Consider the following 14,101-nt stretch of genomic DNA (forward strand, 5'->3'; position numbering starts at 1 on the left):
AACGGCCGCCCGAAGCGTACTACACGAGAGTCCTTTACAACGTCAGCTGTCCCCGCTCCTCTTCGGTCAGCTGCTGTTTCGCCTGTTCATCCAGCGCTCCGGCGCCCAGCACCTGCACCGGGCTGTTGGGGTTGTAGCCCGGCGTCGGTGCGCGGCTGGCGCCGTCGCGGGTCGGGGCCAGTTGTTCGTTGCCGAAGCTCAGTACCTGCACGGTGAACACCGAAGCCTGGTTCTGGCGCGACGCGGCCTGTTGCTGACGGGCAACGTCTTCCGCCGCCTGGGTCGCCGACGACGCGGCGGAACTGGCGGAGGTGATCGCCCCGGTGTTGACCGCCGACACCACCGGCACGCCGGTCGCCTTGCCCTGCACCGAAATGTTGGCGGCGTTGACCACCGTCAGCGCGGCGATGTTGACGTTGCCCGAGACGCGAATGCCCGCCTCGCCCGCATCGATGGTGCCCAGCGGCGCGATCAGGTCGATGTCCCCCGGTGCCACTTCGGCAATCGGGTTGAGCGTGGCGATACCTGCGCCGGTGCTCGGCACCGATGGCGACAGGGTCACGTTGCCCCAGGTGTCGTACACGCGTTTGGGCGGGGTGTAGACCACGGTGGTTTTCGAACCGCGACCGGCGTTGATGTCGCCCTCGGCGGACCATCCAAGGATCGAGCCGCCAAACGTGGTCATGATCCGGCTCTGCCCCAGCAGAATGCTGCCCTGGGAATAGAGCTGAATGTTGCCCGAACCCTGGGTGATGATCCCCGCTGTGGACGGCGGCGCCGCGCCCTCGATACCGAACACCTGACCACCGCCCGGGGTGAGCATCTGGATGTCACCACCGAACAGCGTCTTGACCCCTGCGCCGCCGTACATCGTGATATCGCCGTCATAGCGGATCGGATTGCCGGCCACATCGACGGTCGGGAACAGTGAAGCAATGGCGTTGCGACCACGCAGATAACTGCCTTTGCGCGGGCCGTCGACATCGTTGTATTCCAGGCCACCAGCACGCAGCTCGGCGAAATACACCTGACGGGCGAAGATCGCCTGCTCGGTACTCGGCAGTGCAGCGAAGAAGGCTTGCGCCTGTTCGGCGTTGCCGCTGAAGCCATAGCCAAGGGTCAGCCAGCTCTGCAGTTCATCGAGGTAAGTCTTGACCACTTTGCCCGGTTGCCCGTTGAGGGATGCGTTCGGGTCCGCGAGGTTCTGCGGGTTCAGGTAACGGGCGATGAACCGCGAATAATCCGCTCCCTGTACGCCCGTACCGGCCTGCATCACCAGGCTGGCGCCGGGGCGGTTGTCCCCCGCCAGAATCGGTCCGATGCTGGTAATGCTGGCACGGTCCTCCATCAGGATGTTGCGCCCTGCCTTGATGTCCAGCACACCCGGGCCGGCGATGTCGAAGCTGCTGTAGAGGATGTCGCGCCCTGCCGAGACCCGGGAAATATCCCGTGAATTGTTGTGCACGAACAGATTGCCGGTCGAGGCGACACCCTCTGTATTCGGTAACCCCATCTCGCCGTTGGGCGCCGTGGTCGGTTGCCCGAGAAAGGTACCGGAAGCCACGATGTCTCGCCCTGCCAGCATCCAGACAGGGCTGGCCGCCTCGTACCAGGTACGTTTGGAGAGGCTGAACGTCAGTGTTTCACCACTGCGCACCCCCACCAGATCACCGGTCAAAGCATAGAACCGTGCGGGCGCCTGCACCTCACTCAAACCCGAGTAACTGTTGGCACCGAAAGCAAACAGCGGATATCGCAAGTTTTTATCGGGTGAAACCCCATCACTGCCACGGTTGGTCATGATCGGCGTTTTCGATGTGTTGTTACCGTAGCCATTGAAGGCCGGTGTGAATGGCGTAGCGATGGCCGACGGACTGGCGCCCGACTGATTGATTGCGTAGCCACCGGCATAGATCGAATCCTGCGCCAGGAGCTCCAGTTGCCCGGCCTTCGAGGGCGCCAGCAACAAGGAGTACGCTGTGGCCGGCAAAAATCCGCTGCCTTGCATGTAGGTCGCCGACGGCCCGGCATAAATCGAGCCCTGGGCCGCCACCGCACGCAGGATCGACGGATATACGAAGCGCCCATCGGTGGGAGATGTGTTTCGCCCGATCATGGGGCCCTGCCCGTCAACCTCGCCCAGCTGTGTGCTTGGCGTCAGGTTGCCTCCAGCCGAAAACAGATCGATAGCCGTGTGATCGGTCCATAGCGAGAAACCACTCAATCCGCCCCCGTCATGCACGACACCGTCAGCGGTGGTGAACGGCGTCGAGTTCTGCAACCGAACCCGGCCCGGGTCCGCCGCACCACCCAGCACCAGGTCGCCGCGGGTATTGAGGCTCATGCCAGAGTCGCCAGGGATCAAGACCAGGCCGCCGGAGGCACTGCCAGCGGTGGATGTGAACGGGTCAAACGGTCGGACTTCGCGTGGGTCCTGCACATAGGAGGCTGCGCCGTACTGCAGATTGATTCCACCCAGCGCCCCGCCAGTCAGTCGGGCCGCGCCGCGCAGGTTGATCAGAGCGCCTTGCAGGTCGTGTCGGGGGACTCCCACGCCAATGTTGCCGGCCCGGGCCTGCAACGACGGATTGAGCGAACCGCCGATGCGGATGTCCATGTCACCGCCACCGGTCAATTGCAGCCGTCCATCGTCGCCGACGCGCCCGGTACTCCCGACCGCCACGATCAAGCCTTGGCCACGGGGGTAAAGATTGGTGTTGGCGTTTTCGCCCAACGCCTTGACCATGCCCCCATCGGCACCTGCGCGCAGGCTGATGTTGCCGCCACCCAACGTGCCGAAACCGGTGAAGCCAACCAGGAACGGCCCGGTATCGACGCCTTGATCCGGCAACGGCTGAGTCGCATAACTGCCGAAGTTGATCCACCACGCCGTCGGCACATCGCTGTTGCCGGTCCCCTGACGCCAGAGCCAGTTGCCCACCGCCACACTGGGCACTTGCTCAGGTGTTTCCAGGGTTGCCGAAGGGCCACGCCGACCCAGCACATCCCCCGAAATCGAACCACCGGCGTTGATGGTCAGGTTGCCGCCCATTTGCGGGTACCAGGCCTGATACAGACTGTCGTTGCCTGTGACCCACCGCTCGTAATCGCTGCCGGCACTGCCCAGCACCGAACCGTTGTCCGACAGACGTCCGCGCGGCTGGTTGAAGCGCGGATCGATCTCTTCGGATTGGGTGCCGGCGGTATAGACGCCGAACGGTGAGTCCATGCTCAGATCACCGGCGGCGAGCACGTCCAGATCCCCGGTACCGGTACGCAGTACGCTGAACATCTGTGTGCGGGTCCTGACGGTGATGCCCGGTTTGTTTTCCACGCACAGCTCAGGGAAAGACCCACACCAGGCAAGCACGTCGTCATCGCTTATCGGTGACCCCGGGGGCATGCCCATCCAGTTGTCCGGTGCCCACGTCCATCGCGGTGCAGAAACGCAGGAGTTCGGTGCCCAGTCGCACCATTCCTTGAGCTCGTCAGGCACTGGTTCGCCCGGGGTGAAGCCACCCAGGTTGCCTTCACCCCAGACCAGGGTTGGTGCCTTTTCAGTGACTTTGAGCCCGTAATGAGTGTCGGCCAGACGCAGATTGCCGTCGCTGGAAACCGGCTTGATCGCACGCGTATCAGCGGCACCCAAATCGGCCCCCGCCACCACCCGCATCGACCAGGACGCGCTGCCGGCCGGTAACAGGCTGGCAACGGCCCAGTTGCGCCCCTGCTGGTTGCCGTTCAATGGCCGCAACTCGATAAAGGCCGTCCCATCGGTCAGCACCACGTCGGTCATCGACGGAATCAAAGAACCGCGCAGCAATGCCAGCGATCCACTCAAGCGCACGCCTTTGATCGCGTTGGTACCGGCTTCGACGCTCCCCGGCAACGGCACGCCTTTAGGCCAGCGAATCGCTTTGACAGACGTGACGTCATTCAAGCGAATACCCGCGCCAAGGCGGCTGCCGGCCGGCAATGTGACGTTGTCGGTCAGCAGCGTTCCAGCGGCAAAAATCAACTGGCCCGAGGCATCGTGAACCGCGCCTGCCAGTACCGTACCGGCGCCCAGCGTGTACGGCGCGGCCAAGGTCGCTTCGGTTGGCAACAATGTGCCAGCGGCCAGGGTCGTCGCTTGCAGCGGCACGTCGTAGTTCAGCGTGACGCCCGCCGGGAACAGCGTGCCCTCCGCCAGTGTGACGCCTGCACCCGGCACTACCAGATCACCGCCGAACGGCTGAATCCCCGGCAACAGTTTCCAGCCCGCATCGTCGACCGTCTCGGGTGGCGGTGCAAAACCGTCGTTGAGGCTGCCGTGGATATCGAGATTGCCGCCGGCGCGAATCACCAGGCTGCCAGACTCGCCAGAGCCATAGGCTGCGGTTTTCTGCGTATGCGGATTGAGACTGGCATAGCGGTAACCGGACAGATCCACATCGCCCTGCACCACCAGATCGCCGTCGGCGGTTTTGCTGACGATCTCGACACCCGGTCGCAGATGGAAGGCATCGGCATAGGACGCATTGTTCAGGCCGGCCAGTTTGTTCTGCAGCAGGTTGCTGTTGAGCAACGCGGCATCGATGAACGCCGTGTTGTCGCCATGAATGTGGTCAAGGTAGGCCTGATCGATCACCTGATACGGACGTCCGCTGGCCGCCGGGTCTGCACCGTCGCTGGCATCGCTGTAACGGCGCGTGGCATTGAGCCCGATCGAACGGGCGCCCTGAATGTTCAGTGCGCCGCTGGCGTCGATGGCGATGTCGCCGCCGGCCAGACGTGGTGCGTTCAACTCCAGCGTACCGCGCGGCAATCCATCGGACTGCCCGGGCAATGGCCCCGGTGCAGCGTCGGTGCCGTGGCGCAGATCGATCCGTGCGCCGGAGCCCAGCGTCAGCGTTCCGGCGCCGGAGTTGAGCTCGACCATCGCCCGGTTCGGTGCATCGATGATTTTTCCGTAGCTGTCGACCCGCAGCACACGGCCATGGGCGTCGAGCACGGCGCTGCCAGTCACCGTCAGGCCGTTCTTCGCCGACAGACGAATCGAGCCGACCCTTGAACCACTCGCGTCGACAAGGCCCGCGACGGTCAGGCTACCGTTGTCCACCGAGACATTGACCTCACCGGCCTTGAGCCCGTCGCCGATCAACAGATCGCCCTGCTTGAGTTGCAGGCTGCGGCTGCCAAAAACCTGCCCTGCGTTCAAGCGCTGGTTAAGGGCCGCAAATTGCTGGCTCGGATCACCATTCAAGTGTTGCGCGCGGATGTCCACGCCACCGGCCTTGTACGGCACCCATGTGCCACCCGCGTCATAACTGCCGCTGCTGGCGCCGAGGATCTGGCCCTGCAGATCGACCATCCCGGCATCGCTGGCCAAGGCGATGGCGCTGAGATTGCCGGCCTGATTGTTCTGCGCCGACAGGTCGATGCTTGAGCCCGCGAGCTGACGGATATTGCCGTGGCTGCTGTACAGCGCCACATCACCGCCCCAGCTGTACTTGTTCACATCGTTGAACGCCAGGGTACGCCCGGCCATATCCAGGTAGGCGCCACTGTTCAGGGTCAGGTCTTCTGCCGATTTGATCACCAGTTTGCCGCTGGCCAGAGCAATGCGACTGTCGAGCGTGACATTACGCGCATCGAGCGTCAGTTCCGCGCCCAGGACATTGGCCGCCGCTGGGGTACCGGCGCCCGTGAGAGTCAGGTTGTTACCGGCCTTGAGCAGGTTCACCGAGGCCGCCTCCCCCGTCAGCAACGGGGTGCGCAGGTTGAGGTTGCCGCCGCTGTAGGCATAACCCCCGACCGGGTCGAATGCGCCTTGCGCCTGATACACCGCAAGGCTGCCTTTGTGGTTGGCGGTGATGCGGTCGCTGGCGGTCAGATTGACGTTGGCAAAGCCCAGCACCAGGCGATCGTTCTGCTCCAGTCCACTGGCCTGCGGGTTGGGGCCGTAGCCGAATTCGATGCGCTGGGCCTGAATGTCGAGTGTGCCCTGACCGGTGCCGGCGCCGCCAGAGATGACAGCAGCGGGCGCTTGCGTGGCGCCGTTCCAGACCAGATTCGCAGTGCGGATGCTCGCAACGTCTGCGGCTTGGCCCAAGCCATAAATGGCCGGTGTGCTGAGTATCAGATTCTGCAGTTTGCTGACGCCGGTCTGCCGATCCAGCGTGTCGAGGCTGACACTGCCATAGAAATTGAAGGCATCGCGACTGGTCAGGCTCAAGGTCTCCAGGGCCGGAGCGCCAAACTGCGTATCACCGCGCAACAGCCGGTCGAGCACGTTCTGGTTCAGGGTCAGGCCGGTCGGCACACGACTGCCGGCGGCACTCAAGGCCTCGGCACTGCCGGCATTGATCGTCCCCACCGCCAGCGTCAGATGGCGAGTACCGAAGCGTACCGTTTCGTCGAGCTCGAACTGTTTGTCTGTGGCGGCCGTGATGCTGCCATTGGAGTAAAGCAGCGTCGGGTTGGTGCAGGCGTTCGTCGGGCAGTTGCCGATGCGAATATCCCCCGCGCCGGAGGTAGGGGTCGACAACGACGGCGCGAGCACGTTGGTCCAACCGTTCGAGACCACCAGCAGACCTGCCGTGCCCGGAGCATAGATAAAGCCTGCGGATGAATCGTACGGTGCGTCGCCGCGCCCCAGAGTGTTGATCCCCGAACCGGCTTCGAGCGTGATGCTGCCACGGGTACTGGTGGTACGCAGCAGCACTTCAGGCGCAGACAGCATGGCGCCCTCACGCAGGGTGATATTCGATGTATCACCGATGAACGAAACGATATTGCCCGCCGTGTTGTAATCGATCGCCGGTTGCGCGCCGATGGTCAGACGGCCTGCACCCAATCTGTTGAGGCTGTCGGCATACAGCGACACGCCGCTGAAACCCTCGGTACGCCGATGCCCGTCGCCGAGCAGTTCCACATCCCGCGCGCCCCTCACCACCGCCGTCCCGACCACGCCGCCAGTGGCCGGTTTGAACAACACCTGTCCGGCGAAATCCAGCGCAATACCCTGCTCGGCGCCCGACATCAAGTACAGATTCAGCGACTTGCCATCCATCGGCGCCAACGCCCGTGGCACGCCACGCCGTGCAGCGTCACTGCGGACGAATTGAGTAAAACCGGTTTCGTTGTACTGCGAATAACGGCGCACGACATCGGCCGAGGTCAGGATGACCTGGCTGGCCAGGTTGTCACGCAGCCCGGTGTTGGCGATCGACATCAACCCCGAGCTGGTCCATGAACCATTGCGCAAAGGCAACGCGCCAGGCGTGACACCCGCTGCGGCCTGGCCGTTGACCTCGACCCGGAACGCCCCCGGCAACAAGGCGAACGTCGAGGGCAGCAGCGTATAGGTGCCTGCCGCCAGCCCCGGCACGCCGGCGCCGAGGGTGATTTGCTGGCCGATGCGCGGATCAACCGCTCCCGCTTCGGCGAGCATCGGCGCGTAGGTGCTCTGATTGCCGGGCACGATGGCGTACACCGGATTGCTGGCCAGGCCTGGCAAGCTGAACGTACCGTCGGTGGCATTGCGCACCAGCGGATTGAAGCGTGCATCGGTAGAGCCGCCCCGCCCGGACACAAACCCGGCCCCTCGCAGGTCGCCGCCGCCAGACAAATCGATCAATGCTCCCTGCTGCACATCGACGTACCGCGAGGTCAGCGTTACACCGGCGGTTTCTGCGGTAATCCCCTTGAGCACAACCGATTTGCCAGCGTATCGATAGTCGATGCCGTCGGTGGTGCCGCCATAGGGCATGACCAGTCCGTCCGCGCTGACCGACGTCACACTGCCCGGCAACAAATGCAGGTCATGGGTGTTGACCACGGTCTCGTCGCCCAGGCGGATCATGCCCAGCGGCGCACGAATAACGCCGCCCTGCTCAATGTGCCCGGCAGCCAGCGTCAAGTCGCCAAACACCGAGTAAGGCACGGCGGCCGGAGCGCTCCCGGCGCGGGTGATGCGCAAGGTGCGCGCCGGGTCGGCGCCCGGGTGCACGCTCTGATAACCGACCCGCACCTCGGCAGTGACATCACTGGCCGGATAGATTTGCGCGGCCTGCAGGTTCAGGTCCCCAGGCGTCCACAACTCCGTTTTAGTGGTGTACCCGGTCGGAGCCAGAAAGCGCAGATCCCCCCGGCTGTGCAAAGTCACCTGATCAAAGCCGCGCCGACTGACCTCGATTGCCGCACCGTTGAGTAACGCAATCTTCCCCGCCGTGCCGAACGACAGGCTGTTGCCCAGATCCAGCAGGTCCGCCGTGGCGTTGAACGTGGCGGGTGCCACATGGGTCGTCGGAGTGTTCATGACTCGCGGGCGCAGATAACCCGGCGCGTCGAAGTATTTGCCGGTCCCCGACAACCGCAGATACGGCGCTGACAGATTGATCCGCGCAGTCTCTCTGGCGCCGTCGGCCAACGCCAACGCGCCGGCATACAGGCTCAGGCTCTGGCGGCTGTGCAGATCGACATCGCCGTCGAACGACAGCAAACCATTGCTCAGCAGGCTCAGGTTGTCGAAACCGCCGGCCATCAACTGATTGGCGCCCAGGCGGGCACGACCGTATTGCAAGGCTGAAGCAGCGGCACCGGGTTGCAGATCCTGCGGCAGCTGGGACTTGCCTGCGTCCTGTCCAAGGATGATTTCCCTGGCGGCACGCACTTCATTGGCGGCGAGGTTGAGGTCGTAGAGCGGCGTCTCCAGTGCAATGTCCAGACGCCCGCCGGCTGCGCCCGCACCACCGGCGACTGCACGCAGGCTGCCATCGATGAACAGTCCGTTATAGGAGCTGAGGCTGATTCGTCCACCATCGGTGGCTATCGGCGTGGGGCCCTGCCCGGCGATATCCAGCGTGGCTTGAGCACCGGACGCGTCCAGTCGTGCGCCCTCACGCACGATCACATAGGCATCGGCCGATGTCGCCGTGGCTTTTTTCGCATCGATTTCACCGCCGACGATGATCGTGCCGCCCTTGCCCACCAGCCCGTAAGTACGACCCAGCGCATCCACCGCCGTGGCCGCGCGGCCAGCCACATCCAGCACCGCGTGTTCGCCGATCCAGATCGAGCGGTTGTGCGCTGCGTTGTCAGCCAGTTGTGAGTTGTCGGCGACGTCGTTCGAACCGAACTGTTGCTGGCGAATATCGAGGGTGCCACCCCAGGCATTCAGTTCGCCATTGAGGGTGATCTGTCCCGCGCCGCGCAAGTTGATGCTCTGCCCGGGGTCGACGCTGATGCGCGAGCCCTGGCCGAGGCTCAGGGTCGTGTGTGCAGGATCGAGCAACCTGACTTCGCTGGTACCGGCCTGTAGCGTCAGGCTGGCACCGGCACGCCGCGTCAGTTGGGCCTTGGTCGGATTTTCCTGATAGAGCGGCGGCGTCCACAACTCCAGTGCCTGCTGCGGTGCGGCACCGCTGACCTGATTGGCGGCCGCCTCGCTGAAGCGATAGACCGGCATCGACACATCAATGACGGTGTTATCCGTCACTTCCATCCGGTTCAGGCCAATCAGGTTGTAGGTCGAGAAGCCTTTTTCAAACAGCGTCGGCGTCAGCTGCAACACAGAGTCGGCCTGACGCTTATCGGTCTGGCCGATCAGCACATCGCCGGTCTGCAGAAACAAACGGCCGCCGCCAGACACACCGTAACCCCGCAGCTGGCCGTCCAGAGTCAGATGACTGTCACCCGACGCGGTCAAGGCGCCGGCCTCCAGCGTCACGTCACCGCCCTTGCCGCCGCGCGTCTTGCCATTGGTCAGAATCGCCCCGCCGGAAGACACGTCCAGCAGGCTGCCGACACCGATCTCGATGTCACCGCTGCTGCGAATCGACACCACGCCACCATCCAGATACGCCAGGCTGGCGGTATCGTCCGGGTTGGTGCGCAGGTTGCTCCACAGACCGCGAGTGTCCAGTTGTGCCCCTTCAGCCACGCTCACGCGGGTAGCCTTGCCGGTCGGCGCGACGAGTCGGGTGTCGGTGAGGCGATCGGTGTTGAGCTGATTGAGCACATTGCCCAGATGCAGGCTGCCGCCACGCGCGGTCAGGTTTGCGTTGACCTGCACGTCCGGCCCGTAAAGGGTGATGTCGCCGCCATTGTCGACGGTGACGGCACCTTGGACATTGATCCGTTCCTTGGCCGCCACTTTCAGCGTGCCCAGTTGCCAGTCACTGAGTTGCCCGGCATCAAGAAACAGCTTGCCGCTGCGCGCATCGGATACGGCGCCGGTCAGCTCCCGATCATCGCCGGCCAGCGGACGTTCGCCGCCGACCTGCACCTGATCGAACAATGGGTTGAGGCCGTAGAGCAAACCACCGGAAGCCGCCACGTACGCCGGGTCATAACTGCCGACAATCAACTGCCCGCGCCGCGCCAGCGCCGTCTGACGCTGCGCATAGCCATCGAGTACGGCACGCGGTGCCTGGATCTGGCGCTCGCCCTGATAAACCTCGCCAAGCATTTGCCCTTTGAGCACAGCGTTGCGGGTGCCGATCACCAGTTGCCCGGCATCGCGTCCCACGGTGTAGCCCGACTCCCGACGACTGGACGGCGCAATCAACGGGTTGTAGTAATAACTCGTCTGACCCCAGCGTTCACTGCTGTCTTCAAAGCCTTTGTACAGCCCGGTGTAGAGCAGATCGCCCGGTGCCTTTGAGACCTCATACAGGCGCCCGTCGGCCCCGCGCAGCCAGCTCTGGCGAATCTCGCCGCTTTGTACATCCAGCGTGCCGCCGGACAGGTTGATCAGCGAGCCCTTCTCGGTCACCACGTCATTGCCGGCAAAACTGACCATGCCGCCCTGAGCCATCCACTCGCCGATGCTGTGGCCCTGGGTGCCGAGGTAACCGCCGACCTCCAGCAGACCACCAGCGGTGTACCAGCGATCCGTGGCGTAGCCGTTGGTGCCGGCCGGGACGTAAACCAGTTCGCGCACATCGACCCAGATGTCATTGCTGTTGAGCGCACCCTTGTCGCGATTGACCGAAGCATCGCGCTGCTCGTTGCCCTGGACGTTGATCTTGATGCTGTTGGATTCCATCGCGACTTTCACGCCGATGGCACCGGAGACATCGATCAATGCGCCGTCACGCACCAGACTGCGACGCTGCGCCGCCACTGCAACCTGGCCGCCCGTGGCCAGGGTGATCGAACCGTTCTGGAACTCGACGCTGCCGCCGCTCTGGATATCAATGCGCGACTGATCGCTGCGAATCCGGTTGTTCGGTGTAACGCCGGTCAGCGCCGCCTGATGCTGACTGTCGAGGGCGGTCAGATCGCTGCTGTCGAGCAGGATCGCCGTCGCGCTGCCCTGCCCCAGCGTCACGCTGCCCTGGGTGTCGGTGGCCGGATTGAGCAAATGAATCGTGCCGCGAGTGGCGACCGAGGTGCTGGCCAGCAACACGCCGTTTTGCACGACCTCATGGCCGGTCAGGGTGATGTCGCCGGTCGCGGCCTGAATCAGGCCGTTGTTGCTGACCTTGCCGGCAGCGCTGCCGGTCTTGAAGCCCGGCGTGACTTCGTTGCCGAACGTCGTCGAGAAACCATTGCCTTCAGTGCCCGAGCCTTTGCGGATGTAAAAGCGATCCCCCGCGCCGAGCACGGTCTGGCCCTTGCCAGTGTTGATGCTGCCGTCGTTCTGCACTTCGCTGCCGAGCAGCAAGGCATAGCCGCCGGCATCGGTCGATTTGGCCGGCCGCGCGGTCTCGATGGACGCGCCGCGCTCCACCAGCACTTTGCCGGCCGCCTCGGTGAACGTCGGCTGGCTGCCGGTGCTGTCGAAATACAGGCCGCGGTCGCGGAACTGAATGTCAGTGATGTTGGCCGCCGCCGCCACCAGGTTGCGCACGTTGACCTGACTGGTGCCGCTGAACACGATGCCGTTGCGGTTGATCAGCATCACCGTGCCGTCACCCTTGATCTGGCCCTGAATCTGGCTGGCCCGCGCATTCGGATCGTTGACCCGGTTGAGCACCGCCCAGTTCGACTGCTGGACGAAATCGACCGTGGTGTTGCGCCCGACGTTGAAGGTCTCCCAATTGAGGATCGCCTTGTCGGCGGTCTGCTCGATCTTCACCGTGGTCTTGCCATCAACCTGAGTCTGCTGCGGGCCCTTGGCGTTCTGCCAACCTTGCGTGAGGCTGTTATCGACCTTCAGACCGCCCTCGCCCAGACCATCAGGCACAAACTGCACCGTGCCCAGCGCCGCCGCACGACCGGCCGCCTGCGCCGCCTGTTGCGCCGCAATCGCGGCCACCGTGTTGTTCAGGGTCTGAATCGAGCGCTGCAACTGCTGGTTGGCCTTTTGCTGCTGCGCCAGCGGTGGCGTCATCCCCGGCAATCCGCCCACGCTCGGGCGCGCTGCGGCAGCCTGTTGCGCCGCGCCCTTGGCGGCGAACCATCCCGAACTGAACGCAGTCGCCGCCTCGGCACTGCCTGCCACCAGACACAAGGCAATCGCCTGCGCCAGGGGCTTGAGCAACCACAGCGCCGGATCGGCGTCCATGCGCTGCTGAGGCTGAACACGGGTACTGCGACGGGATGGGCGAGCGAGCATCACTACGAGATCCTTTTTGTTTGCCACATGAGGCCGCAGGTCGGCTTGCCCCTGCTGTTACGACATAGGCGGTTGGCGGGGGCCGCGACCGAACGGATGTCACACAAACTTCATGAACGAGGTGTAGATCGGCCAAAAAAAATGGCAGCAGCCCGAAGGCTGCTGCCATTTCATTGCCGTGAAGCGAGGCTTACAAAGGACGGCCGACAGCGTTGCAGACGCTGGCGTTGTTGATGTCCAGGTTGTTGCCCGAGGTGTTGGTGACGAAGTTGGCAGTCACAGCCGCTTTCCAGTTGGTTGGAACCGGAGTGAAGCTGTGAGCGATGGTGGCAGCGTTGTTGCCCGGGTTGCTGTAGTGGGTGGTCAGGAAAGCTTTGACATCAGCGGCCACGGTGGCGTCCTTGTAGCACTGGCCGAAGATGAAGTTGGTGTAAGCCACGATCGGGTAACCGCTGGCTGGGTTAGGAACGACCGGTACCCACTGGGCAGGGTTCGAAGGCGCGGTTGGCAGAGTCGCCGAACCCAGTGCCAGCGAAACGTTGGCGGTGGTTGGCTGTACGCCGTTGACGCGAGCAACCACGGCGTTGCTGGCGGCGTTCACACCGTCCGGACCAACGTAACCGATGGAGCCGTCAACGGCGTTGACTTGAGTGGCCACGTCAGCAGTACCGGCAACGCCTACCCAGGTCGAAGGCAGGGTCGAACCGGCTGGCAGACGAGCGCTGGCGAAGGTGGAGTTGGTGGCGAACTTGGTCGGGCAGATCGAGTTCAGGTGACGGGTCAGGATTTCCGTGGTGCCGCTGGAAACGTTGCGATAAACAACGCGGATCGGCGTGGTGTCGGAAGTGCCCAGCAGATCACCCCAAGTAGTTTTGGCGCCGGAGAAGGCGTCGCACAGCTGAGCGCTGGTCAGGTTCAGAGCGGTCTGACCGGATTTTTTGTACGGAATGGCAACCGAAGTGGCCACCGAAGGCAGCTGGATCAGCGGGCCGTACGAAGCGCCGAAGTTGGTGTTGTAGGTGCTGATTTCCGAAGCGCTGAGGATCGAGTCGCTACCGGCGAAGTGAACCGAACCGGTGGTGTTGAACAGTGCCGAGTTGTTGGTCAGGAAAGCGGTCTTGCCGGTGCCGCTACCGGTACCCAGGTAGCTGAAGTTGGCTGGCAAGATGCTGTTGGCAGAACCTTTGTACAGAGCGGCAGGCAGAGTCGCGCCACCACCGGTTACGTTGGCAGCCATGGCCTGGGCGGAAGCCAGGGCAGCGACGGTCAGGGAAGCTGCGATCAGAGTGCGCTTGAACATGAAGAATCTCCTTTTCAACGTTGGTTGTGAACACAGGTTTTCAGGGGACTTGCATGACACTGGGAGGACTCACCGCCGACCTTCGCAAGCGGGGTCCGTGGTTAAGTCGCACTGAGAAATTCGCAGTTTCCGGTGACAGATAAAGGAAAAAACCTCGGGAGGTGCAGGCTGATTTTCGAGGGATTTTCTCGGGTGTTCCGGGGGGCGTGCGGAGTGTCTGCGGCAAGCTTTTCGAGGGAATCGGCCACAGCCCT

At 63.6% G+C, this 14,101-nt stretch carries 2 protein-coding genes; both read right to left on the bottom strand.

The genetic code is table 11. The features are described 5' to 3' along the window. Positions 1 to 34 precede the first annotated feature (34 nt). Entirely contained in the window at positions 35 to 12,547 is a 12,513-nt protein-coding gene (locus L6D82_RS18355; protein ID WP_236190810.1) for a filamentous haemagglutinin family protein, read from the bottom strand. Between the two features lie 190 nt (positions 12,548 to 12,737). Further along, complete coding sequence (locus L6D82_RS18360; RefSeq protein WP_085745440.1) at positions 12,738 to 13,847, bottom strand: substrate-binding domain-containing protein; 1,110 nt, start codon at positions 13,845 to 13,847, stop codon at positions 12,738 to 12,740. Positions 13,848 to 14,101: the final 254 nt, after the last annotated feature.

This window comes from Pseudomonas paraglycinae (assembly GCF_021601625.1).
Classification (GTDB): domain Bacteria; phylum Pseudomonadota; class Gammaproteobacteria; order Pseudomonadales; family Pseudomonadaceae; genus Aquipseudomonas; species Aquipseudomonas paraglycinae.